Raw genomic sequence first — 24,749 nt, forward strand, 5'->3', positions numbered from 1 at the left:
TTTAAGAATGGGAAAAAGCAGCAATGAATGCCAATACTTATTTTATTTATTGCTATAGTTAAAGACTATTATTGCTTTTAAAAAAATGTGTATGTGAATAAACATAAAAAATATTATAGGAATGAGGAAAATGCCTGGTCAGGTGCTATGTAGTGTCTGACTAAATGACCAGGTGATTATGGGTAATTAAACCGAAAAATATTGGGCTCAATAGCCAAACTATATCTGTTAAAAGCAATCGAGACTTTCATGCTGCCGGTCTAGGTTTCCAGCTCCATGACAGGTTCTGCTTGCTGATCAGCTATATACTGCTGCAAGAAACGGTTTAGAGCACTCACATCATCTGCGATAAATAAAGGATCAAACTGTGCGAGGATTGCCCTGCTATGTACTCCATAACCTACTCCGACCCGTGGCATGGCTATATTTTTAGCCATTTCCAGATCATAAGAGGTGTCTCCCACCATAATGGCCTGTTCGGCATCAACACCGGTATATTCTAGTATTTCTGCCAACATTAAGGGGTTAGGCTTAGAACGCGTTTCACTCGCCGCCCGGGTTATATTAAACAGTTCCTGACTCATGGTCTGAGCTAATACCCGGTCAAGCCCTTTACGGCTTTTACCAGTCGCAACTGCAAGTTTAATATTCTGCTGTTTCAGGCCGTCCAGCATCTCAGCTACACCCTCAAACCAGGCATCTGTCTTGGAATGGGCCACGTAGTGCTCAGAGTAGCACTGTAAAATATCATGATGTAATTCTGGAACTGCAGGGAAAAGGCACTGCGCCACTTCAGGCAGACCCAGTCCGATTATACTTTTAGCAGCCTCGTCGGTTAAAGGTTGTTGGTACTGACGTGCTGCAAATTGTAAACTTGCTACAATCTGTCCGACTGAATCAAACAAAGTACCATCCCAGTCAAAAATGATGAGTTCCACAGGTTTTTTCATATTATTCTCTAGGTTCCAAAACAGTTATCCGGTACAGGTAAAGTGTGCCCGCAAGAGCTTATAATAATCCTGCCTGGAAGGAGATCAGCTCCCCCCATCATTCAGTTTAAGGGCTTTAGGGTATCAGAAAAATATTTTTTCAATCCTTCTTCTGCGCCCGAAGCTGTGCAGCCAGACTTTGCATATCCTCTGGCAAAGGCGCTTCAATAGTCGGATAGCCAGGAATTTCCAGACGCATGGCATGCAGACAGAGCCGACGTGGTTTTGGTCCTTTATATTCTGTTTCATGTCCGTATTTATCATCACCTACCAATGGATGTCCAATACTCAAGCCATGCACACGAATCTGATGAGTACGACCCGATAGCGGAGATGCATAAACCAGTGTAGCGTGCATAAAGCGTTCTGCTACGTTCCATTGGGTTTTAGAATCTTTCCCTTCTTTAGAAACCCGTACACGCCGTTCGCCATTGGCCAGTTCGTAACGGTATAAAGGAGCATCAATGAGCTGTTGATCCAGACTGACCTGCCCTTTCACAATTGCCGCATAAGTTTTTTTAATCTTATGTTCACGTAACAGGTCCTGTAGGGTTTTTAACACACTACGTTTTTTTGAAATCATGACCAGGCCTGATGTATCGCGGTCAATCCGGTGAACCAGTTCCAGGTACTTTTTACCCGTCGCTGCACGCAAACCCTCGATCAGGCCATACGCCACACCGCTACCACCATGTACTGCAATACCTGAAGGTTTATTGACCACCATCAGGCCTTCATCTTCATAAATCACACGGCTTAGCAGACCTTGAGCGACTTTGTCAGAAACAGGTACCGGTGTTTCATCTTTGGGCTCAAAACGGATAGGAGCGACACGAACCTGATCACCAATTGCAAGCTTACTTTCTGCTTTAATGCGCTTTTTATTGACCCGCACCTGGCCTTCACGAATGAGCCGATAAATGCGGCTTTTGGGTACGCCTTTAAGCCGGCTAAACAGAAAATTGTCAATCCGCTGACCTGCTTGATGCTCATCCACTTCAAACCATGTGACACTTTGCCATTGTTGTGTAGAATTCATACAGTTACCAAGACTCGAAATTTGTTGAATTTGAATAAAAAATGATCATTCAGGCTAGTGGTTTCACAAGAAACATAAGCTTAGCCCATAGGCAGATGATGCAAGGTTTGATATAGTCAGCGCACGGATACCGCCGTAAGTGATCGAAATGAGGTTATCTTCAATATTTTTGAATAATAACCAGAATTTGCATTTCACCCCAAGCTCGGAAAGGTCCTAAAAGAATATGCCGACGCCGAAGGCTTATTATATCGGTAAATTGACAAACTGTTGCGTTAAATTGTGCCTGTGCACATAAATCAGTTTGTCTAAAAAAAATATGTCGCCAGCACAAGTTGGCTTTTAAACGTAAACTGATACACATCAGACAAGTCGCCTCCTGATGTCGTCTTCAGGCTAAAGCGTGATGCATTGGATCTGCACATAACGCACCGATACGATGATTATTCCGTATCAAGATTCTTAAAAAGAAGGGATCTTCAAGCTTTGTGACAGTGAAAGTTATCATCCAATGCACCGCCTGTCCGCCAGTGAAACGCACAGGAAACTTTGATCGTTTAAAAGATTAAAGCAGTATTGCCAACATCAATACGCGAATCAGACCGCAGCCCTATGCAGGCCGGTAAAAAAAGCTCAGACCACAATCTGTTTTTTGAGATCTGAGCATTGATCCCGTCATGTTCGATGTTCGCAGAAACGGTATTGCGACAAGTTGGTGTGGATCACTATTAGGTGTTACACCCATGAAACGTATGTTGATCAATGCAACACATGCTGAAGAAGTACGCGTTGCACTTGTCACTGGTCACCGTCTATACGATTTTGATCTCGAAAATCGTACCCGTGAACAAAAGAAATCTAATATCTATAAAGGTCATGTGACCCGTGTAGAACCTTCTCTTGAAGCTGTCTTTGTTGAATATGGAGCAAATCGTCAAGGTTTCTTGTCGATGCGTGAAATTGCAAATTCCTATTTCAAAGCTGACTCGCGCCAGACTTCAAACATCCGTGAACTAATTACTGAAGGGACCGAGCTTCTGGTCCAGGTGGAAAAGGAAGAACGCGGCAATAAAGGCGCAGCACTGTCTACCTTTATCTCTCTTGCTGGCCGTTATCTGGTTCTGATGCCGAATAATCCGAAAGGTGGTGGTATCAGCCGTCAAATTTCAGGTGCAGTGCGTGAAGAACTCAAGGAAATGCTGGCCTCTTTAGATGTACCCCGCGGCATGAGCGTGATTGTCCGTACGGCAGGTATTGGTCGCAGCCAGGAAGAGCTGCAAACCGATTTACAGCATTTGCTTGACCTGTGGACCCAGATTCAGAGTACGGCTAATTCAGGCCCTTCCCCAATGCTGGTACATCAGGAAGCTGGTGTAGTAACACGCGCAATCCGTGATTATCTGCGTGATGATGTGTCCGAGATCCTGATTGATTCAGAACAGGCTTACAATGAAGCTTATAACTTTGTCAAAGCAGTTATGCCACGTCAGCTGGACAAGTTAAAAACTTATACTTTAAATGAGCCTCTGTTTGCACATTTCGGTATTGAGAGCCAGATCCAGACCGCTTATGAACGTGAAGTAAAATTGCCTTCAGGTGGATCAATTGTAATTGACCAGACTGAAGCGCTGGTTTCAATTGACATCAACTCGGCAAAATCAACGCGTGGTCATGATGTAGAAGAAACAGCACTTTCGACTAACCTTGAAGCGGCTGAAGAAATTGCCCGTCAATTACGCCTTCGCGATATTGGTGGTCTGATCGTGATCGATTTTATTGACATGACTCGTGACCGTAACCAGCGCATGGTTGAAGCCAAGTTACGTGAAGCTACCCAGAGTGACCGCGCCCGCATCCAGTTTGGCCAGCTCTCACGTTTTGGTCTTATGGAAATGAGCCGTCAGCGTCTGCGCCCTTCTCTAGAAGAAGCGACTGGCTATGTCTGCCCGCGCTGTCATGGTACAGGTATGGTACGTGACTTGCGTTCACTGTCGCTGTCTATCATGCGTAAAGTTGAAGAAATTGCGCTACATGAACGTCAAGGTGAAGTTCAGGTTGAAGTGCCAGTAGAAATCGCGGCCTTCATGCTCAATGAAAAACGTCATAGCCTGGTTTATCTGGAACAAACTTCAAATACACGTGTCACTGTACTTCCACATCCACACTTGGAAACTCCACATTACGAAATTTCATATAACCCTGAAGGTTTTGCACCGACCAGCTATGAACGTACTGAAGCTACGCGTTCGAGTGAAAAAAACCTGGGTTATGAATCTGCCGACTGGCATCTAGAAGAAGCTGAACAGGTTGGACAGAACACGGCTGCCCCAGCTGACAAGCCAGGTAAACCACAAAACCGTAAAGCACAGCCTCAGGCTGCTGCCCCGCAACAACCTGCTCAAGTGCCTGCCGCAAAAACTGCAACTAGCAGCAGTCCATGTGCGTGGCTGGAAAACCTGTTTGTACAAAAACAGGCACACACGGTAGATCATTCGCGTACAGCCAACAATGCCGCTGCTGCAATTGAACAGATGGTGAATACAGGTGCAGTTAGCCGGGGCCAGTTTGGCCAGATCAATAATACTGCTGTAGCAGTACAACCAGAAACGGTAGTTGCGCCAGTTGCTGCCAATAATGTTTATCTGTCACAACCGGCAGGTAATAGCGCTGCAAAAACTGATGCACAACCACTCGAAAGAGAAGAAAAAGCTTCAGGCCAGCAGCGTCATAACAAAAAACGTAATGGTCGCGATCGCGATAATCGTGACAGAAACCGTGAACCACGTGAGCAGCAATCTGAAACTTCAACTCAGGTTCATGAGGAAGTAGTTCAGTTATCACGTCAGGAACAGCGTGATCAGAAACGTCAACAGCAGAAACGTCAACCTCAGCAGGAACATCAGGTAGAAAGCCAGCAGTCTGAGCAGTCATACCCTGTACCACGCCGCGACCGCAATCAGCAACGCCCACCGCGCCCGAACCGCTATCGTGATCCAAGCGTGCTGAATGAGCAGCCTGTGGTAGCTGCCGCGCCTGCTGCAGTGACAGATAGCAACCAGGTAAAAGTTGATGTCATTGAAACCCCAAACAACGAAGCTCTTGCTACTGCATTGGTAATCAATATTGATCAGGGTCAAAGTGAAATCATAACGCTAAATTCTGCAGATATAGCGTCAACTGTAAATGCAGAAGAGGCACCGGTTGAAGTAAAACCTGAGCCAGCTGTTCCAGCCAAGAAAGAAGCTGTAAATGCTCAACCAGCCCCGGCTGAAGCAAAAGCGAAAGCCAAAGTTGAAGAGCAACCACGCCGTGCCAGTAATGATCCGCGTATGCGTCGCAAGCAAGGTGGCTCACAGCAGAAACCACAGCAGGAAGTGCTACCAAAGCTTAGTCCTTCCCAAGTGCCACTCTTAGCGCAGTACACTGTAGGTAGCCTGATCCGTCATGTTTATGGTGAAGACTGTACGGTACTGATTGAACAGTTCGGACTGGTGCCAACATTCAATCGTGCTTTGCTGAAATTTACTGAACAGTACATCAGTACCCTTTCAGTAACCACTACAACAGAGCGCACTGAACCTGTAGAAAAAACGCCTGTTACCCGTGATGCTGCCGCGCCTATGGCTAAACCGGCTCAGGAACAGGAACCAGCGCCAGTTTTACCACTGACGCCTTCCCAGAATGCGACACCGCGTGTAGCAAACGATCCGCGTGAACGTCGTCGTCTGGCTAAACTTGCTGCAGAGCAGGCATTAGAGCAGAGTAAAGCTTCAGCATCTCAGGCAGAAGAGCAGCCTGCGGCTGTACAGTCTGAAAATCCTGTAGCGGAAAATCCTGCTGAGCATGTAAATTTAGAAATAAATGCTCAAGCAGATACAACTTCAGTCGGTACTGAGCAGGACGCAGCAGATGCAGCATCTCACCATGCCAAAGTGGTAGCTGAGACTCAGGCACAGGATCCGGCAATTCAGACTGCTGCAGCTATGTCTGAAGCAACTGCTGCTGCCTCGCCAAGTGCAATTGTTGAAGAAGCACAGGCTCAGCAAGCGGCCGAACCAGCTGCACCAGCAGAAAAGAAAGCACCTAAACCGAGCAAGGTAGAAAAGTCTCAGCCGGCTGATCAGCAACCGGCACAAGCTTCAGTAGAAGAAACTGCCGAAGACGATAAGACGACTACTGCCGATAAGGATAAACCGGCCCGTCCGCGTCGCCCACGTGGCCGTCCACCGAAAAAGGCCACACCTACAGCCGAGTAAATTTGCACAATTACTCGTAATAAAAAAACCTAGTCATTTCGGTGGCTAGGTTTTTTTTGATAATTTTGTTGAATTAGGTTGAATGCACTAGTCCGAACAGATTAAAAAACACTTGTATAGCTGCATGGGAAGCTTAAAGCTGTGTTTAAGTTCAGCTGAACCCTAGTCGACCCAGACCTTACCGGGACTAATCAAAAAATAATATAGGATTGTTATGAGTCAAACCCAACAGAGCGACCTCATCAGTATTACCGATGTCGCTGCGAAATTACCCCAGTTTATAGCGAAAGTACCTCATCTTCTGACTGGTCTGAAACAGGCTTATATCCGTACACCTGACACCCCTGCGGGGCTGGGGCTAGCTTTTGAAAAAGCGGTAAAACGTAACCCGCGTGGTTATGCTCTCTTATTTGAAGATCAAAAATATACTTATCTGGCCTTAAATGAATGGGCCAACCAGATCGCACACTATTATCTCTCGATAGGTGCGCGCAAAGGTGACGTGATTGCTGTCATGGTGGAAAACCGCTCTGAACTGGTCGCAACTGTACTGGGACTGGCCAAAATCGGAGTGACCATTGCTCTGGTCAATACTTCACAAACAGGTAAAGTGCTAACGCATAGCATTAATCTGGTTAAACCGATTGCATTGATTGTTGGTGAGGAAGTTCGCAGTGCAATTGATGACATTCGTCAAGATATTCTCTTACCAGAAGACCGGTTTTACTGGTTTGCCGATCAGGCAACACGTGCAGACGTTGGTAAAGCACCAAAGCATTATCAAAATCTGGCAGAAAAAATTGAGAATTTTCCGAAATTCAATGTAGCCACTACCCAATCCGTACAGGGTAAAGATGGTCTATTCTATATTTATACCTCTGGTACAACCGGCCTGCCAAAAGCTGTGATTTTCACCAACAGCCGCTGGACTCTGGCTTATGGCACTTATGGTCATGTACTTGATCTCAAACCGAATGATGTCATGTACGTAACCTTACCGCTCTATCATGCGACTGGCATTGTTGTATGCTGGTGTGGTGTGATTGCGGGCTCAGCCACTCTGGCCCTACGGCGCAAATATTCAACTTCAAGCTTCTGGAAAGATGTGCATAAATATAATGCCTCTGCCATTGGCTATGTAGGCGAATTATGCCGTTATCTGATGGATGCAGAACCCACTGAACTGGAAACAGGCCACCGGGTTAAAAAAATGATTGGTAACGGCATGCGTCCAAATATCTGGAATAAATTTAAGCAACGTTTTGGCGTAGAGGAAATTCTGGAACTCTATGCTTCAAGCGAAGGAAATGTCGGCTTTAGTAATATTTTCAATTTCGACAATACAGTTGGATTTTCTCCAACTCCTTATGCAATCGTTGAATTTGATAAAGAAACGAATGAACCGGTACGTGATCAGCATGGCTGGTGCAAGAAAGTAAAAAAAGGAGAAGTAGGTTTACTTCTTGGAAAAATTACCCGTCGCTCCCCTTTCGATGGCTATACAGACCCTGAAAAAAACAAGTCAGTCATCTTAAAAAATGTCTTTAAACAGGGCGACCAATATTTTAATACTGGAGACCTGGTACGTCATATCGGCTTTCGCCATGCCCAGTTTGTAGACCGACTAGGAGATACATTCCGCTGGAAAGGTGAAAATGTTTCCACCACTGAAGTCGAGAATATCGTTTCAGAATATCCTAAAATTGCTGAAGCAGTCGTCTATGGGGTAGAAATTCCCCATACTAATGGTCGTGCAGGAATGGCAGCTATTACTTTGGCAGCTGGCGAAGCACTTGATGAGCATGACCTTACTGCAATGGTGGTTGAGTTTAAAAAACATCTTCCTGCTTACGCAGTTCCGGTATTTTTACGTGTACAGGAAAAAGTAGAAACTACCGGTACTTTTAAATACCAGAAAAACAAGTTGAAGGAAGAAGCGTTTCATCCCGATAAGACCACCGATCGTTTATTGGTTTTACTTCCAGGCAACTCTGGCTATAAAGATATTAGTATGGAGATTTACCAAAGTATTCAAGACTACCAGTATCGTTTCTAAATAGACTAAAAAGAGCGTATTCGTATAAAAATACAGCAGGCGACTTATTTCTAACCAACTAAAGCAATAAAATTTAATTTTTGCTTGTGCTGGAAAAATAAATTGCTACAATACGCTCCATCAAGAAAATACGGGTCGTTAGCTCAGTTGGTAGAGCAGCGGACTTTTAATCCGTTGGTCCCGCGTTCGAGTCGCGGACGACCCACCATTTTCTTAAGACCCCAGATGGGTCGTTAGCTCAGTTGGTAGAGCAGCGGACTTTTAATCCGTTGGTCCCGCGTTCGAGTCGCGGACGACCCACCATCTTTTTAGAATATCTTTTCAAAAAGAGCAGCTTCTAAATCAGCTTTAAGATTTATATATGGGTCGTTAGCTCAGTTGGTAGAGCAGCGGACTTTTAATCCGTTGGTCCCGCGTTCGAGTCGCGGACGACCCACCAAGATTCCAAAAAAATCCCGGTCATTACTGACCGGGATTTTTTATTCTTCAAGGAATTATATATTAAAAATATTGAATTCCCGAATGATATGATTAATGGCGAATACGGTTCCAGGCATCACGTGAAGCATGTTTTGCTTCTTCCCAAGACAGGCGTGATTCAGCTTTAGTCTGTTCCCATTTAGTGCGCAAATCTGGCTCAGCATCTTCAAAACGCGCATCTGGGCCATAAGCTGAACGATTTTCATAGCCCACTCGGTATGCACCACGATAATCGCGGTCATAATCCAGATCCGGATGAGTATTTCGTGTGGCAGAGTAGTAAGGCTGATTTATACTGTTTTCACGCCAGTAAGCATCTTCAACCGTTGGGTCCATTGCTTCACCAGCTGCATGGCCAGCTAATCCGCCCACGACGGCACCCACTGCACCGCCGACTACAGTACCCACTGGTCCAGCTGCACTACCAATTGCAGCGCCTGCGGCTGCACCACCTGTTGCACCTAAGCCTGTTCCTACTGGATGAGAACCTGGTTCACCTGTAATTGGATCAGCATTTAAATCTTTTTTTACATCATCCGATGCATGCTTAATACGATCGCGGTCATAATCTGAAGTCGCCATCATCATTCTCCTTATAATAATATTGTGATTCTGGAAATCTGCCGCTATGGTGAGATTTCCTGTTCGCTCGTTAAGTACACATTCAGCTTAGAAGGCATTTATGTAAAAAAACAGGCTTAAATAAAGAGCTTTCAGTTAAGCAATATTGTAGAAAGTAAAAAAAATTGGCCAAAATTACCTGTAAGATTTAAAAGCTTACGCATTTTTACTCAACCATTCACAACCTCTATTTTTCCCCCTACTTCTCTTCTTATTTTTTATAAAAATAAAAAGTCCGGCAATAAGCTGGACTTTTCAGGTATGAAAATTTATTTTAAGACAGCATGGTAGTTACTGATAAATAAAATTATTTATTTAAAATAAGATAACTACCAAATAAGGTAAAAATACCACCCGAAATACCGTCAATCCATTTGGCAGCACGCTGGTATGCCCGCTTGAAGGAAGGCAGGGAGAAAACAAAAGCTACAAATAGAAACCAGATTGCTGTCTCGACCGTTACCAGCAGGAGTAACCACCCATGTGCATGATCCAGAGCTGGATTGGCCAGAAAAAGTGAAAATACGCTACCAAAATATATAATGGCTTTTGGATTAGACAGATTGGTCAATAATCCCCGGAGGAAAAAACTCAAAGGGCTCTGAGGCAGGGAAATCTGTACAGGCTGGGTATTTTCTTCTTTACGAAAGGCTGAACGCAGCATCTGAAAGCCTAACCAGCATAGATAAATTCCACCTGCGACCAATAAGGCATGTTTTAGCCAAGCCATTTTTTCAAATAAAATATTCAGACCCAGCAAGGCCAATAATGACCAGATTATGACACTTACACTGATACCTACCACCACAGCAAATGTCTCCATCCGAGATTTACTGATTGCAGTTTGGGAAACCAGAAAAAAATCTGGTCCGGGCGTGATCAGGGCACAAAAATGGATAAAAATTAGTGTTCCGAGCGCAATTAACATTATGTATTTACCTGTAACCTGCATGTCTTTAGAACAAGAATACGCTGTATCCTGATCTGTTTATAAAAATTCTTCAAGCACCGAGTTTAAAAAAAGATGGCCATGTGCTGTACAGGCGAGTTGTTCAGTATTTTCTGAAAACAAATGACGTTGCCGTAATGAATCCAGCTTGGCCTGTATTTTATCCAGTTCATAGCCGGTTCTTTCTTTATAGAACTGGGCCGGCACGCCTTCATTTAAACGCAAGGCATTCATCATAAATTCAAAGGGCATGTCTTCACGCTCAATCTTTTTAAATTGTAAGTGTTCAGCAGGTATTTTGGCCAGATAATCTTTAGGTAAGCGGGTCTTCTGAAACCGGTAAACTCCGTCTCTCAGACTGACTTTAGCATGTGCCCCTGCTCCGATTGCCAAGTAATCTCCAAATTGCCAGTAATTCATATTGTGTGCAGAAGGCTGTTCTTTACGCCATGCCGAAATTTCATACTGTATGAATCCATGTGCCTTAAGATATGCTTCACCCTGTTCCTGAATGTGCTCTAGTACACTCTCTACCGGCAATACTGGTTGAGTCCGGAAAAATACTGTATTCGGCTCAATCGTCAACTGATACCAGCTGATATGGGTGGCTCCGTTTTCAACAGCCAGACGTAGATCTGTTAGAGCCTGCTCTAGCGTTTGTTGTGGCAGGCCATGCATCAAGTCAATATTGATGCGTTTAAAACCGGCTTCTTGTGCCTGATGTATAGCATTTATAGCATTCTCAACACTATGAATCCGTCCCAGTTGTTTCAGATGCTGCTCATTAAACGTCTGCACTCCAATGGATAAGCGATTAATACCAGCCGCAAGATAGCCGGCAAAAGGATCATGTTCTACTGTTCCCGGATTAGCTTCCAGCGTAATTTCACATTGCTCTTCAAAAGGCAGTAAACCATTTAGCTGCTGAAACAGCCACTGGTAACCTGAAGCTGATATCAGTGACGGGGTTCCACCGCCAATAAATATGCTATGGAGTTTGCGGCCCTGTGCAAAGTGGAGCTGTGTTTTAAAGTCTTCCACCAATGCTTGCAAATATTCCTGTTCCAGTTCCAGAGATAATTTTCCATCGGGTACAGCATGTGAGTTAAAGTCACAATAAGGACACTTTCGCACACACCAAGGCATATGGATATAAAGTGAAAGTGGAATACATGAAGGATCTAGGCTACTCAAAAATTTTTCTCGGAGAAGGATGGAGCGTCTTACAATTTTAACATGACTGCATCATTGTACTTAACGCAATTCACATGAAAATCTCCTACACTCTTTTGTAATATCGAGAATAAATAATGAATTCAATATGATGAAAATATCGAGTCAACTTTTATTATTATTTCCCCTGACTTTGGCCATCGGAGTAATGCTGACCATACAAACTGCATTAAATACTCAGATGCGTATGTATTTGCATTCACCATTCCAGCCGGCTTTTTTTTCTTTTTTAATTGGAACAATTGTACTGGCGGTAATGGTGATGTTGCAGTCTGCACCCAAACCTCAGTTAAATGAACTTGCCCAGATTCCTTGGCATTTATGGTTAGGCGGACTGATTGGGGTTTATGCTATTAGCATGAGCATTTATACTGCCCCCAAAATGGGTTTTCTCATTCTCTCCGGACTGGTTATTTTCGGGCAACTGCTCATGTCAATGTTACTTGACCATTTTGGCTGGTTAGGCGTAGAGAAAAATCCGATTAACTGGCAGCGTTTACTGGGTGCAATTGTTATTTTCATAGGTGTATTACTGACACTGCAACGCTAGTCTGCCGCTTACCCCATATGAGTAAAATTAGTGTCTATTGCTACCACTACACGCTTTGAAATCAAGAAACTCTTTCAGTTGATGTTGCCTATTCTGGTTACTCAGTTTGCTCAGGCCGGTCTTGGCCTGATCGATACAATTATGGCAGGTCATTTATCTCCTACTGACCTGGCAGCAATTGCAGTAGGAGTCGGTTTATGGATTCCAATCATGTTGCTGTTTAGTGGTATTATGATTGCGACTACTCCCTTGGTGGCTGAGGCCAACGGCGCACGCGATTTTAATAATATTCCCACCATTGCCCGCCAGTCATTATGGATGGCTTTCATGCTGGGCATACTGGCAATGCTGGTGTTACAGTTGATGCCTTTTTTACTGCCTCTATTTGGAGTTCCTGAAAATCTGCAACCCAAAGCTGGCCTGTTTCTCCATGCCATTGGCTTAGGCATGCCAGCAGTCACCATGTATGCAGCCCTAAGAGGTTACTCGGAGGCATTAGGTTATCCGCGTCCAGTCACAGCAATCAGCCTGCTGGCTCTATTGGTCTTGGTGCCTTTAAACATGATTTTTATGTACGGCTTGGGTCCTATTCCTGCTTTAGGTAGCGCCGGTTGCGGCTTTGCCACTTCTATCTTGCAATGGTTGATGTTGATTGCACTAGCGGGCTACATCTATAAGGGGCGTGCTTACTGCAAGACCCAGGTGTTTAGCCAGTGGGAAAAATTTAATCCGGTTTGGGCCAAGCGTATCTTGAAACTGGGTTTCCCGATTGGTCTGGCTATTTTTTTTGAAGTAAGTATTTTCAGTACTGGAGCAATCATATTAAGCCCACTGGGAGAAACTGTTGTGGCCGCACATCAGATTGCTATTTCCGTGACCTCGCAGCTATTTATGATTCCCATGTCCCTGGCCATTGCACTGACTATCCGGGTAGGCATGTATTATGGTGAAAAGAACTGGCATGCCATGCGCAAGGTACAACACCTCGGTTTAATTACCGCGACTGTATTTGCAGTATTGACCATGCTGGTTATGTGGATTTTCCGCTCAGAGATTGTCGCTGTTTATACCCGGGATCTTGCTGTTACCCATATGGCCCTATATCTGATCCTGTTTGCGATTGCCTATCAGCTGATGGATGCATGGCAGGTCAGTGCTGCAGGTTGCCTGCGTGGAATGCAAGACACTAAAGGCCCAATGTGGATTACTCTTCTGGCTTATTGGGTAATTGCCTTCCCTGTGGGTATTTATCTTGCTCGTTTTACCAGTATGGGAGCTGCTGGAGTCTGGACCGGACTAATAGTAGGTTTGAGCGTTGCATGCGTTCTTCTGCTGCTACGTCTTTATATGAATAATAAACGGCTAAAATTAAGTGCCTCTACTGTTTAACCGTATTTCCATCATGCTCTTAACCAGCCACACCGGCTGGTTTTTTAACTTTAAAAATAAAGATAGCCTGTTTTTATAAAGGTGTTTAATTAAGACCTAAAAAGTGAATCTATAAACAATAATAAGATCAGCTCTTTTCTGTTATGTGTTCTTACAGGAACTGAACAATTTCAACTAGGCAACTTTTCTATTGTCCCCTATGATCAAATAATTCATTCACTTTATTTTAATGATTGAGGTCTAATACCGATGGCTAAGAATGCAAGCTCGCCCGGCCGGCGTTTTATGAAACTTGCCGGCATGACCGCCAGTATTGCGACCCGAAGTGTATCTAATTCCATTCGTAATATCCGGGCAGATGAAGAACAAAAACAGGCCGCCAGAAGCCAGCTGTTTCAAGATATTGGAGTTCAGATTGCCAATACCTTGGGAGAGATGAAAGGCGCTGTCATGAAAGTCGGGCAAATTGCATCTCAATATAAAGATATTTTCCCGCCCGAGGTGGCTAAGGCAATTTCAAAATTACAGCGTCAGGCTCCTCCCATGCCTTTTCCGGCCATACAGAAACAGCTAGAAAAAGAGCTGGGACAACCGATTGATAATCTGTTTACATCTTTTGATCGGGAACCTTTTGCGGCAGCATCAATTGGTCAGGTACATAAGGCAATATTACCTAATGGCGAGCAGGTCGTAGTCAAAGTGCAATATCCAGGTGTGGATGAAGCCTGTGAAAGTGATTTGAAACAGGTTCGGCTGGCTTTACGCCTGATGGGTGTTTTAAAAATCGATAAAAAACTTCAGGACCGGCTGTTTGCAGAAATTCAAGACAGTCTAAATGCTGAACTTAATTATGAAATTGAAGCACAGAACCTGACTGTGTTTAAGACCTTTCATGAAGCATTAGATGAAAAAATTATTATCCCACGTGTCTATCCACAATATTCTACCCGTCGAGTACTGACTTTAAGTCTGGAACAGGGCAAATCTATAGAAACTGCCAGTACCTGGCCGCAGGATGTCCGTAATCAACTTGGCCGACGCCTGGTCCGCGCGCTAGGACAAGAAATTTTCTATCTTAAACGTTTTCATTGTGACCCACATCCGGGTAACTTTGCATTCCGTGAAGATGGCCATGTCATTGTTTATGATTATGGCGGAGTAAAGACTTTAAATACTGAAATTATTGAACACTTTAAAACTTTGATCAATGCTGCACGCCAACATGATATTGATACGCTTGAAGACCAGTTAATTACTTTAAATGCACTTTCAGAAAAAGGAAAATTTCCAAAAGAACTGTATGAAGAATGGCTAGATGTGTTACTTAGACCATTAACCACCCAGTATGATTTTGCTGAAAACTCTGCCCATCATGACGGGGTATTACTGGTGAAAAAGTCGCTAAAATACTGGGACCTGTTTAAGCCTTCACCGGATACTCTTATGGTGAACCGGACAATCTCCGGGCATTACTGGAATTTGATCCAGCTCAAAGTAAATGATGATTTAAGTGATTTATTTGAAGAACTGGTCGCCTCAGATCAACAAGATAAACTTTAAAATTGTTCTATTGCCCTGTTTGAATATGTAATTTAAATAGGGTGATGACTTGAAAATAATTATAAAATCCCTATATATTGTTATATTATAACATTTCATTTAGCTATGGAGTTTACCATGCGTAAAGATATCCACCCTGAATATCAGGAAGTATTATTTCACGATACCAATGCTGATGTATATTTTGTCATTGGTAGTACCATGAAGCCGAAGCAGACCAAAGAATATGAAGGCAAAACCTATCCATACGTTACCTTAGATATTTCGAGTGCCTCTCATCCGTTCTATACAGGTGAAGTTCGTCAGGTCGGCAATGAAGGCCGTATTGCAAGCTTTAATAAACGTTTTGGACGTTTTAAACGCAGCAATTAAGCAGTAATAATTTTTAAATTGAATTCTTCTTATTTGAAGTCTAAGTCTTTGCTCTCCTCCACTTAGACTTCTTTTTTACTTATCGATTATCTAATAAGAACTGGAACAGATAAAATCCTGCTGTCAGTAAGAGCATACCCATGATTAAACTCGACAGACTATAGGCAAGCCCCATTGTTATTTCATTCTGTCGCAACAACTGAAAAGTTTCCAGACCAAAGCTTGAGAATGTGGTAAAGCCGCCCAGTATACCCACCATCAGGAAAAGCCGTGTTTCCTGTTGTAGAACTGCGTATTTCTGGCTAATAGCAAAAAATATGCCTGCACAAAAACAACCTAACAGATTAATCCACCAGGTTGCCCAAGGAAATAAACTGCCTGTCTGGCTGAGTGATAATGTTATGCCATAACGCAGGCTTGCACCTATTGCCCCACCGCAGGCAACCAATAACCAGTTCATAATGATATATAGCTGATGTGGATAAGCCCTATTTTATCCACAAACTCAAAAAATATTCATTAAAAATTCGCCTTGAGAGGCTATACACAGCTCGTTAAATTCTGCATAAACCAAGAAAAATACTCATAAAAGCGCTATGCTAGGTTGCTTAATTCTTTATAGGGAATAGGATTTATGGCCCAGGAACTTCTTGAACAGCTACAAGCTGGCCAAGCAAATTTTACAGATGTCATCGCTTATATAGACTCTCGTTATATTCATAACCCTACTGATTTTCGTAACGGCGCACAGCATAATGCAGCGACAGAAAATCAGGGTAGTGCCAAAGTCTTGAGTTTTGCCAAACTCAACAGTCTAAGTCAGGAACAGACCTTAGCTTTATTTGCTGAGCACTATGCAGCAGTCTTAGCAACCCCTGAAGGTACAGATCATCAAAATATCCGGCAGTTTATGCAGCATGGCTGGGATGAAGTACAGTTTCAAGCCGAAGCTTTACAAGCCAGGTAAATATTAAAAAAAGGACCTCATGGTCCTTTTTTATTCTGGTCGCTCATTAAATTGTGGTAACTCATCACAAATAGTCTCCCACTCTGCTTTAGAGCCAACAAAAATATGTTTCCCCGGTCGCGTCTGGATCGGCGTATCTAACGTACCAATTCTAAGACGGTAAAAATCAGGAGTATCACTCTTAATACTGATAATTGGCGAGCCACACACACCACAGAAACAGCGTTCGGTCGTTGATGAAGACTGATATTTTTTTAAAAGGTTCTCACCCTGTATCCATTTAAACTGCTGGATAAGGACTGGTGCATTAGTCGCAAAAGCTGTACCATTGGCTTTACGGCATTTCTGGCAATGACAATAAATAATTTCATCAAGCTCAGTTTCAATTTCATAGCGAATCCCTTGACACAAACAGCTTCCCTTTAGGCTCATTCTAGTTCTCCATCATAAATTCTATTATCAGTACATACTATGAACTCTGTTGTTCCATCAGATAGGTATGCACGCCTTCACCAGCAGCCCGACCAGTAGCAAAACATGCTGTCAGTAAATAGCCCCCGGTTGGCGCATCCCAGTCTAGCATTTCACCACAGCAAAACACATGTGGCTTTGATTTTAGTTGCAGCCTTGCGGTCAGGGCATTCTGTTTTATACCACCAGCACAACTGATAGCTTCTTCAATCGGCCGGAAACCCTCCAGGACTACTTTCAAATGTTTGACCTGCCAAGCGAGCTGTACAGGATCTTTCCATAAGGTTTTATCGACCAGTTCACGAATCAGACCAGCTTTGGCTGCATCTAGGCCCGCCTTACGCCAGACATTACTCAGTGACTGCTTTCCTGACTGTAATTTTTTTATTAACTGTTCGTTATCTACATCGGGTAATAAATCCAGATACAGAGTTACAGGCTGCTGTTGCCGCTGTAACTTGCGTAAGGCCGGTCCGTGCTTGTAAATAAGGCCACTTTCCAGACCATAATGGGAAATTACGACATCACCCTGAGCTCTGTGTTTAGGGCTAACCCATGCTTCTACCCGCTTTAAAGGCTGGCCAAATAAAGGTTGCATAAAACTGGACCACGTTCTGACCACACCTGCATTGCTAGGTTGAAAAGGCTCAATTTGCTCTCTATCAAGCCAAGCCTGCCACTTGCCATCGCTACCTAGCTGTGGCCACGATACCGCGCCACAGGCCAAAATAATCGCGTCAAACTCCAGCTGAAAAGGCGTATTCTCAGGTTGTTTTAAATCCAGAAGTTGCACCTGTTTAGCCTTGAGACCTAAACACTGATGACGGTAATGAAAGTGTATGCCTTGCTGGTCCAAGCGTGTTAACCAGGCACGGAGCAGAGGCGCAGCTTTCATCTCTACGGGAAAAATTCGGCCAGAAGAACCAATATAGGACGCTATACCGAGTTCAGCTATCCAGTTCTGAATCCAGTGTGCATCCCAGCGCTGTATCCAGGGATACAGCCATTCAGGGTGATCATAGCGCTGGATAAATTCAGTAAGAGGCTCAGCATGAGAAATATTTAATCCGGTTTTCCCCGCCATTAAAAATTTTCGCGCAGCTGAGGGTTTCTGCTCAAATACATGAATCTCATAGGCATACCGGCTCAATACTTCTGCCGCCATTAACCCTGCCGGACCTGCCCCTATAATTGCAATACGTTTAGCCGACATCACTTTTTCCCTGTAATGGCAAAAAGTCATCAAAACGGGTGGAATAACCACAATGTTTGGTAATTATCAATTGCTGGCATGATTCACCACGCTCGAGATACTTGATTTCAAAATGTGTGCGTGCTGACTCTGGTCTAATCTGTTCTTTTTCATAGGACAACTGCCAAAGTTGCTGTAACTGCTGCTCAGCTTCCTCAATATACTCAGGAATATTGCTGGCCAGTGTGATCGTACCTTCCGGCTTGAGACGCGACAGTAAAAATTCAAAAAATGGCATATTTACCCAGCGTTGTGCCGGATTATGCGGTTCAGGATTCGGATATAAAATAAAGAATTGTTCAACCTGCTCCGGATACAGAGCATGAACTATCCATGGAATAGCGTCTGCATGTACAGGAGTCAGATTTTGTTGACCTTCGAGCTGATGCTGCTTTTGCATGGCCAAAAATTTTTCCCGGGTCCGTTCAATGGCAAACAAGCGCTGCTCAGGATACTGACCACTAAATAATAAGGCGTGTTTTCCTTTACCTGCCCCGATTTCAACACAAAGTGTCTGCTGATCAAGCGCTGAAAAATCACGTGGCGCATGCATACGATGGGCTTGAAATTGACGAATCGGCATATTCACATCAAACTATGGAGAATTTGACACAAGTCTATCAAGAGCTGATTACTTTGCCTAATAATCCTAGGCTCTCTACTGAAAGGATATTGATTATGCAGCAGCGTACCTTCCCTTGCCCACGCTGTGGCAAACCTGCCACATGGGAAAATAATGAATTCCGGCCTTTTTGTTCAGAACGATGTAAAATGATTGATTTAGGTGCTTGGGCCAATGAAGAATATCGTGTACCAACACAGGATTCGCCCAGCCGACAGGATTCCAGTTTTGAAGATGACTAAGCATCAACTCATACAGCCAGTCGAGTTACTAATATAAGCCAAGCTGCCCTACAGTACGCCCTTATAATTCTGTTCTTTTAGTTTTAACATTTTGGATGATATTGCTCCAGCAAGTGTATAAAATAACTAACAGATATTAATGAATAAATTTTTATCAATATTTATAAGTTTACTGCTTTTATGAATACTGCTTAAAAATAGTTACCACCTTAATAATCAAGTTAAATACTTGCTTAGGCAGTGATAAATATTCTACTTTTTGAATTATTTCACTGCCAAAAACCTTTAGCATTCTACTGATTATATTTTTTAGATTTATAATATACTGACCTAAAAATTTAAATATTGTTTGAGTATAGTTTGAATAAAGATGATATGCATGATAAAAGCTAAATCTCTTATAGATTGATTATCATAAATACTGGCTAATACTATTGCTCAAACTATATTCTTTAACTAGTTTATAATAATAAAGTTTCCTTATATTAAATATTTTATAAAAGTTACTTATATGCGTTTTATATACTTTTTCTTCCCTAAATTTTACTTAAAAAGTAGCGATAAAGCTGGAATAAAAGTTTAACCAATTTTCATAAAATTAATTTTACTTTTACAATGTATCTACTTTGTATATCTAAAATCTATGCTTTTAAGCTTTTTAAACAAAAAGTTATGTTATTTCAATAGACTCTAAACATCTGGTTATAAATTAAACATTTACTTTTTTAATTCAATACTTTTCTTAATAAAACCAAACATATATTTAAATTCAAGTTATAACATGCATAATTTCTCTTTTAGAAACTTTACTTTATCTCCTTGTTATGTCTTTATATCAATTACTTAAAATTCTATTTTTTATCTTTGTATTGCTGGCTATATTTTTTATTGGTTTAGGTATATATGCCTTAGACACAACACTTATTTTAATTGCAGTCTTATTTGCTACAGTTGCAGTTCTCATTGGCCTAGAGACTAAACAGATTCTTGCCAATCCATTTAGAAAGAAGTGAGCAGAAGCTTACTTCTTTCTTGGCTTGATTAACCTGCTTTACCCGCTAAAAATGGGTTATGTTGTTTTTCAAAACTAATTGTACTCATCGGACCATGGCCACAGATAAACTGTGTATCATCTGGTAAAGTAAAACACTCCCGCTGGATTGAATCCAGAAGTTGCTGATGGTTACCCCTTGGAAAATCAGTTCGTCCAATCGAACCTTTAAACAGCACGTCTCCCGTCCAGAGCAGGCCATGCTGTGCATTGTAGAAAATTACGTGACCTGGTGTATGTCCGGGTGTGAAGCGTACCTCAAATTCATTTTTACCCAGTTTAAGTGTTTCGCCCCCTTCCAGCCATTGGTCTACCTTAACAGGCTGCGGTATAGGAAAACCATAACGTGCGGAAACTTCTTGAATCATATCGAGCCAGAACTGGTCTTCCTTATGCGGTCCAATTACCGGCACATCCCACGTATTGGCCAGCTCTCCTACTGCACCGGCATGGTCAAGATGACCGTGTGTCAGCCACAGTGCTTTAACATTTATGCCCAATGCCTCGACTTCTGCCTTTAGCTTTTCAGCATCGCCACCCGCATCAATCAATATGGCTTCTTTAGTTTCTGCATCCCAGACAATGGAACAGTTCTGGGCAAACGCAGTAACTGGAACAATTTTGACTTGCAACATGGTATACCTCTGGCTATATAGCACTAGTTGGCTAGGGTTTGGGTTAATGTATCAAGATTAGCCTTAACCAGACTGGTGAGCAAATCCAGATGGTCTTCACGATTATTCAGCGCCGGAATATACGCATATTCTGCACCACCTGCATGCTTAAATGTTTCAGCATTTTCCATAGCCAGCTCTTCCAAGGTCTCCAGACAATCTGCAGAAAATGCAGGACTCATGACCTGAACTGATTTCACACCTTCTTGACCCCACTGTGCAAGTAGCTCATCAGTATAGGGCTTAATCCATTCCTGTTTACCAAAACGTGACTGGAAACTACAGGCCCATTCATGTGGCTGCAGATTCAGGCTTTTCGCTAAGCGCTGTGCAGTAATCCGGCAACGTTCTGCATAAGGGTCGCCCTTATCGGCATAGGGCTGTGGAATTCCATGAAATGACATTAATAGTTTTTCAGCACGTCCATGTACAGATTGAAACTCACGTACACTATTTGCCAGTGATTCGATAAATAAGGGATGCTGATAATAATCACGGATAATAGTCAGACCCGGCAGATTACGCTGTTTGGGTATCCAGCGGGCTACTGCGTCATAAAGTGGTGCGGTAGAAGTCGCCGAATATTGTGGGAAAAGTGGAAAAAGAAGTATATGATCTTGTGGATCTGCCTGAAGTTTAGCCAGAACTTCATTAATACCCGGGTTACCATAGGTCATGGCAGGTATGATTTTGAGTTCAAACTGTGGATATACGCTACCAAGACGGCTTTGCATCTGTTCAACTTGTTTAAACAGGACTTCACGCATAGGAGAATCCTGATTCCATACCTGGGCATAGGCTTTTGCTACGCGCTTGGGACGAAATGGCAGTACAAAAAGATTGAGGATGACTTGCCAGAGCAGTTTGGGAATCTCAATAACACGCTGATCAGACAAAAACTGTTTAAGAAAACGGCGTACTGCTGGAACAGTAGGTGCATCTGGAGTACCCAGATTGGCCAGAATAATTGTGACTTTAGCTTTAGAAGCAGGCGTCATAACAGGTTTTCCAAAGTAGACTAAAGCGATGATCTTGTTAATTTAACAGCTTTTTATATATCTTAAAAATTAATTAATACCTAGAACCATATTGGTAAATACGATCAAAATCTGTATGCTGATTTTCAATCAGTTTTTGGCCTTTAGGAGTAAGTTTCCATAACATGCGCTGTCGGTCATCACGGCCGCTAGGCATAATCCAACCATTTTGACGCATCTGTAATTTAATATTGTGCAAGGCACGGATATTAATCTGTGAACGTGCAACGGCATGAGCACGTGGCATTTCAAGGCGTGCTTCCGACAAACCGGTATCATTTAAATACTCATTTAAAGATTTAGAAAAATATTCTTCCGGAGTAGGAGATTTGAAGGTATTGCCCAGAACTGCCAGCAGTTGTGCCCAAGATAATTTACGCTGCAACTTTAGTTCTTTAAAATTACCATCCTGATAAGCATGCAACCGGTACTCAAAAGTGTAAATCTCGCGTGGGCCGACTTTAGGCAAATCCAACAATGGGTCATGTTCACGTGTTCCCATTTCAGTTTCTAGCTGGGCAATTTTTTCTTTGAGCTGGTCAATTTCATCCTGCAAACGCTGAGTATTTTGCGGCCGTACCCAGCCTACCACGGGATAACGTTCAAGCATCTGTGGCATATTCAGACGCACCGCCATTTCCAGATCACGCAGAGTTCGGTAGCTGAAAACCTGATCCATATCCTGTTGTAGCTGTTTACGGAAATCTTTAAATTTTTCTCTTAATTCTGGTTTTTGGTCATACAACTCTTGTGCACGTGCTTCTGGCTGCTCGTGCATAAAGACAATAATCGGTTTCTGCTTGCTTACTGCATAGATATATTCAAGGTGCATATATCCCACGCCAGAGACAGACTGCTCACCATACTGGCTACCCAGTAAAATTACGACATAATCACAATCATCAATCTGCCGGCGGGCAAATGCTGTGGTCAAAGGTGTGCGTTGCTCGAGGCCCCAAGAAAAAAAACCCATCCCCACCAGAGTTTGTGCCAAGACGATGCGCTCAGGTTGCATATCACTACCCGAGGTCGATATGAATACTTGATAACGCTTATCGAGCATGGCATGTCCTCATTTTTCATAATAGTTATCTTCGCTCAGCTTACTTTATTAAACTATAGCAAGAGTGCTAATTTCCCCAATAAAATTTAAAAAAATTACCAAAAATTCAACAATCTTTCTTAAAGTTTCAGATTTTGAACACTCCAGCTCAATGTAGGAGAAATTAAGTGCTGTAGGATAGGTTTCAAATTCTCAGCATTGTGTCCACTGACATAACACTGAATCCGGGTTTCAGACTCACAAGACTGCTCACCAAGCAGTTCATTTTTTATCAGGATACGGGCTGTTTGTCGGGCCACGGCCTGTCCGGAATCAACTAAAGTAAGCTGTTGTCCGAATATGGTCTGGATAGCCGGCTTTAGAAAAGGATAATGGGTACAACCCAACACCAGATGATCTACTCCCTGCTCAACTACAGGCTGCAAAATTTTCTTAAGCGTATTCAGACACTGCTGGCTCATCTGAAGCCCTTGCTCAACCAGCGGAACCAGCTCCAGACAGGTAATAGGTAAAACTTTAACTCCCGTGGGCATGGCAAAACGTTCAATTACATCTTTAATCAGGTTTCCACGAAAAGTGGCCGGCGTAGCCAGAACAGCTACAACTTTTGTTTTGCTTTGTAATACTGCGGGTTTTAAGGCAGGTACCAATCCAATAATCGGAAAAGACTCCCCATAATGCTCACGCAGGTAATCCAAGCTGAAGGCTGAAGCAGTATTACAGGCCACTACTGCCGCTTTGCAGCCTTGGCAATAAAGCCATTCAATCGCCTGTGCAGTCAGCTCACGGATATTTTGATCACTCCGCGGGCCATAGGGAACATGAGCAGTATCGGCATAATATAATATCTGTTCATTGGGCAAATGCCGGGCTATTTCCTGAGCTACTGACAGCCCGCCAATTCCCGAGTCAAAGATCCCAATGGGTGCATCCCGCGACGCATGTGGCATAGGGTTAACAAGAGTATAAAGGGGCTGTATGGCTGTCATGCGGGTTATTAGCAGTTCAGGAAATTCAGCTATAAAGCTTAAACCTCAGGTGCCTAATTGCAAGTGCAAATCACCACTTTGTAGATGCAAAATAGTCTTTCCCTCGGCATTTTCTTCAAGTTCACCATATTGAACCAGATGATAGAAACTTTGACGCTGAATCAGGGCATTGATTCCAAAGCGTACATGTACATAAGGTCGTAACTCACCCTCATATTCACGCATAAAAATTGGATGGTCTTCATCAACAATTACCACATCCTGATTAGTAGTGGTTAGCTCTATATATTGTTTACCATTGAGCTTGATCTGGTTCACCTGATTAACAAATAACGGTTCATCCTCTACTTTAATCTCAATCTGCTCGGCCGGAGTTTTTAAATAAAACTGATCATTCTCTTTCCAGAGCACACTTGAAAACAGGTCTAAAAGTGACTGTCTCTTAATCAGTTGACCTTCGTGCCACCATTCTCCATTGGCTTTTACGCTTAAATCCATTTTGCCACAACGCTTTGGCTGCCACTGGTCAACCGGGGGAATTGACCTTTTGTGACTTTGCTGTGCATCTTTTATGTATTGTGCAATGCTCAGTAAGTTTTTATCATCTTTTTGTGGCGATTCTTTCAGCTCTTCAAGCGAATTATTTTGTTTTACCATGGTTTATGCCTTGCTGACGGGAAATTAATACGACTCAGCCAATTGGCTTGATCAAGGTTTGAAACTATACTAGCCCAAACTATATTAAGACACGTTATGCAATTTGTGTCTCACAATCAAGAACACTCATGGCAGCGCCGAATTTTTCCAAGGATTACGGTGGCCACCCCTAGCGATATGAGGAGTCCTACATGGAACACGTCGAACGTGAATCGATGGAGTTTGACGTA

Annotated in this window: 22 protein-coding genes and 3 tRNA genes; 11 read left to right on the forward strand and 14 right to left on the reverse strand. The window is 43.0% G+C overall.

The window, feature by feature from the left end; translation table 11 throughout:
- Nucleotides 1-260: 260 nt before the first annotated feature.
- Nucleotides 261-950, reverse strand: coding sequence for an HAD-IA family hydrolase (locus B3X18_RS09600; RefSeq protein WP_005023194.1), 690 nt, complete (start codon nucleotides 948-950; stop codon nucleotides 261-263).
- Nucleotides 951-1,089: 139 nt separating this feature from the next.
- The gene (locus B3X18_RS09605) at nucleotides 1,090-2,028 is read right to left on the reverse strand and encodes an RluA family pseudouridine synthase (protein ID WP_005023192.1); all 939 of its coding nucleotides are present in this window, start codon (nucleotides 2,026-2,028) and stop codon (nucleotides 1,090-1,092) included.
- Between the two features lie 743 nt (nucleotides 2,029-2,771).
- On the opposite strand from B3X18_RS09605, the gene B3X18_RS09610 reads away from it, so the two are divergent.
- From B3X18_RS09610 to B3X18_RS09630, 5 genes are all read left to right on the forward strand, one after another.
- Nucleotides 2,772-6,284 (forward strand): Rne/Rng family ribonuclease, encoded by a 3,513-nt coding sequence (locus tag B3X18_RS09610; RefSeq protein ID WP_034675047.1) that lies wholly within the window; start codon nucleotides 2,772-2,774, stop codon nucleotides 6,282-6,284.
- A 214-nt stretch (nucleotides 6,285-6,498) separates the two neighbouring features.
- Nucleotides 6,499-8,340: a long-chain-acyl-CoA synthetase gene (locus tag B3X18_RS09615; RefSeq protein ID WP_034670315.1), complete on the forward strand. Its 1,842-nt coding sequence runs from the start codon at nucleotides 6,499-6,501 to the stop codon at nucleotides 8,338-8,340.
- A 132-nt stretch (nucleotides 8,341-8,472) separates the two neighbouring features.
- Nucleotides 8,473-8,548 (forward strand) — tRNA-Lys (locus tag B3X18_RS09620).
- 19 nt (nucleotides 8,549-8,567) lie between these two features.
- Nucleotides 8,568-8,643 (forward strand) — tRNA-Lys (locus tag B3X18_RS09625).
- A gap of 60 nt (nucleotides 8,644-8,703) precedes the next feature.
- A tRNA-Lys gene (locus B3X18_RS09630) sits at nucleotides 8,704-8,779 on the forward strand.
- A 92-nt stretch (nucleotides 8,780-8,871) separates the two neighbouring features.
- On the opposite strand, the gene B3X18_RS09635 is transcribed toward B3X18_RS09630, so the two are convergent.
- The 3 genes from B3X18_RS09635 to hemW all read right to left on the reverse strand — a co-directional run bounded on the left by B3X18_RS09635 (nucleotide 8,872) and on the right by hemW (nucleotide 11,584).
- Nucleotides 8,872-9,405 carry a glycine zipper domain-containing protein gene (locus B3X18_RS09635; RefSeq protein ID WP_005405965.1) on the reverse strand — a complete coding sequence of 178 codons (534 nt, stop codon included), beginning with the start codon at nucleotides 9,403-9,405 and terminating at the stop codon, nucleotides 8,872-8,874.
- Between the two features lie 343 nt (nucleotides 9,406-9,748).
- Nucleotides 9,749-10,369, reverse strand: coding sequence for a threonine export protein RhtC (rhtC, locus tag B3X18_RS09640; RefSeq protein WP_034670316.1), 621 nt, complete (start codon nucleotides 10,367-10,369; stop codon nucleotides 9,749-9,751).
- A 60-nt stretch (nucleotides 10,370-10,429) separates the two neighbouring features.
- Nucleotides 10,430-11,584 (reverse strand): radical SAM family heme chaperone HemW, encoded by a 1,155-nt coding sequence (gene hemW / locus B3X18_RS09645; RefSeq protein ID WP_010699881.1) that lies wholly within the window; start codon nucleotides 11,582-11,584, stop codon nucleotides 10,430-10,432.
- 127 nt (nucleotides 11,585-11,711) lie between these two features.
- On the opposite strand from hemW, the gene B3X18_RS09650 reads away from it, so the two are divergent.
- The 4 genes from B3X18_RS09650 to B3X18_RS09665 all read left to right on the forward strand — a co-directional run bounded on the left by B3X18_RS09650 (nucleotide 11,712) and on the right by B3X18_RS09665 (nucleotide 15,494).
- Nucleotides 11,712-12,173 carry a DMT family transporter gene (locus B3X18_RS09650; RefSeq protein WP_016801232.1) on the forward strand — a complete coding sequence of 154 codons (462 nt, stop codon included), beginning with the start codon at nucleotides 11,712-11,714 and terminating at the stop codon, nucleotides 12,171-12,173.
- Between the two features lie 81 nt (nucleotides 12,174-12,254).
- Nucleotides 12,255-13,562 carry an MATE family efflux transporter gene (locus tag B3X18_RS09655; RefSeq protein WP_051005727.1) on the forward strand — a complete coding sequence of 436 codons (1,308 nt, stop codon included), beginning with the start codon at nucleotides 12,255-12,257 and terminating at the stop codon, nucleotides 13,560-13,562.
- A gap of 249 nt (nucleotides 13,563-13,811) precedes the next feature.
- Nucleotides 13,812-15,122, forward strand: coding sequence for an ABC1 kinase family protein (locus tag B3X18_RS09660; protein ID WP_005023176.1), 1,311 nt, complete (start codon nucleotides 13,812-13,814; stop codon nucleotides 15,120-15,122).
- Nucleotides 15,123-15,239: 117 nt separating this feature from the next.
- On the forward strand, nucleotides 15,240-15,494 hold the full coding sequence (locus B3X18_RS09665) for a type B 50S ribosomal protein L31 (protein ID WP_005023174.1): 255 nt from the start codon (nucleotides 15,240-15,242) through the stop codon (nucleotides 15,492-15,494).
- Between the two features lie 79 nt (nucleotides 15,495-15,573).
- On the opposite strand, the gene crcB is transcribed toward B3X18_RS09665, so the two are convergent.
- The gene (gene crcB, locus B3X18_RS09670; RefSeq protein ID WP_005023171.1) at nucleotides 15,574-15,954 is read right to left on the reverse strand and encodes a fluoride efflux transporter CrcB; all 381 of its coding nucleotides are present in this window, start codon (nucleotides 15,952-15,954) and stop codon (nucleotides 15,574-15,576) included.
- 174 nt (nucleotides 15,955-16,128) lie between these two features.
- On the opposite strand from crcB, the gene B3X18_RS09675 reads away from it, so the two are divergent.
- Entirely contained in the window at nucleotides 16,129-16,461 is a 333-nt protein-coding gene (locus B3X18_RS09675; RefSeq protein ID WP_005023169.1) for a HopJ type III effector protein, read from the forward strand.
- A gap of 30 nt (nucleotides 16,462-16,491) precedes the next feature.
- Here the strand turns inward: B3X18_RS09675 and B3X18_RS09680 are convergent, their stop codons facing one another.
- Genes B3X18_RS09680 through B3X18_RS09690 form a run of 3 tightly spaced genes read right to left on the reverse strand, consistent with a single transcriptional unit; the run spans nucleotide 16,492 to nucleotide 18,773 of the window.
- The gene (locus B3X18_RS09680) at nucleotides 16,492-16,893 is read right to left on the reverse strand and encodes a GFA family protein (RefSeq protein WP_034670319.1); all 402 of its coding nucleotides are present in this window, start codon (nucleotides 16,891-16,893) and stop codon (nucleotides 16,492-16,494) included.
- Between the two features lie 37 nt (nucleotides 16,894-16,930).
- Complete coding sequence (locus B3X18_RS09685; RefSeq protein ID WP_005023165.1) at nucleotides 16,931-18,145, reverse strand: TIGR03862 family flavoprotein; 1,215 nt, start codon at nucleotides 18,143-18,145, stop codon at nucleotides 16,931-16,933.
- Nucleotides 18,135-18,773: an SAM-dependent methyltransferase gene (locus B3X18_RS09690; protein ID WP_171053897.1), complete on the reverse strand. Its 639-nt coding sequence runs from the start codon at nucleotides 18,771-18,773 to the stop codon at nucleotides 18,135-18,137. Before B3X18_RS09690 ends, B3X18_RS09685 begins: the two co-directional genes overlap by 11 nt.
- Nucleotides 18,774-18,862: 89 nt before the next feature.
- On the opposite strand from B3X18_RS09690, the gene B3X18_RS09695 reads away from it, so the two are divergent.
- Nucleotides 18,863-19,048 carry a DNA gyrase inhibitor YacG gene (locus B3X18_RS09695; protein ID WP_005016860.1) on the forward strand — a complete coding sequence of 62 codons (186 nt, stop codon included), beginning with the start codon at nucleotides 18,863-18,865 and terminating at the stop codon, nucleotides 19,046-19,048.
- Between the two features lie 1,041 nt (nucleotides 19,049-20,089).
- Here B3X18_RS09695 and B3X18_RS09700 read toward each other — a convergent pair.
- From B3X18_RS09700 to B3X18_RS09720, 5 genes are all read right to left on the reverse strand, one after another.
- A complete protein-coding gene (locus tag B3X18_RS09700) occupies nucleotides 20,090-20,734 on the reverse strand; it encodes an MBL fold metallo-hydrolase (RefSeq protein ID WP_005023162.1) in 645 nt (214 codons plus the stop codon).
- Nucleotides 20,735-20,757: 23 nt separating this feature from the next.
- Complete coding sequence (gene hemH, locus B3X18_RS09705) at nucleotides 20,758-21,771, reverse strand: ferrochelatase (RefSeq protein ID WP_005023159.1); 1,014 nt, start codon at nucleotides 21,769-21,771, stop codon at nucleotides 20,758-20,760.
- Nucleotides 21,772-21,844: 73 nt separating this feature from the next.
- Nucleotides 21,845-22,873, reverse strand: coding sequence for a DUF4062 domain-containing protein (locus B3X18_RS09710; RefSeq protein WP_005023157.1), 1,029 nt, complete (start codon nucleotides 22,871-22,873; stop codon nucleotides 21,845-21,847).
- 119 nt (nucleotides 22,874-22,992) lie between these two features.
- Nucleotides 22,993-23,862 (reverse strand): glutamate racemase, encoded by an 870-nt coding sequence (murI, locus tag B3X18_RS09715; protein WP_034670324.1) that lies wholly within the window; start codon nucleotides 23,860-23,862, stop codon nucleotides 22,993-22,995.
- 45 nt (nucleotides 23,863-23,907) lie between these two features.
- Nucleotides 23,908-24,519, reverse strand: a complete 612-nt coding sequence (locus B3X18_RS09720) for a DUF1285 domain-containing protein (RefSeq protein ID WP_005023153.1) — start codon at nucleotides 24,517-24,519, stop codon at nucleotides 23,908-23,910.
- Nucleotides 24,520-24,749: the final 230 nt, after the last annotated feature.

This window comes from Acinetobacter sp. UBA6571 (assembly GCF_002434085.1).
GTDB classification, from domain to species: Bacteria; Pseudomonadota; Gammaproteobacteria; order Pseudomonadales; family Moraxellaceae; genus Acinetobacter; species Acinetobacter radioresistens.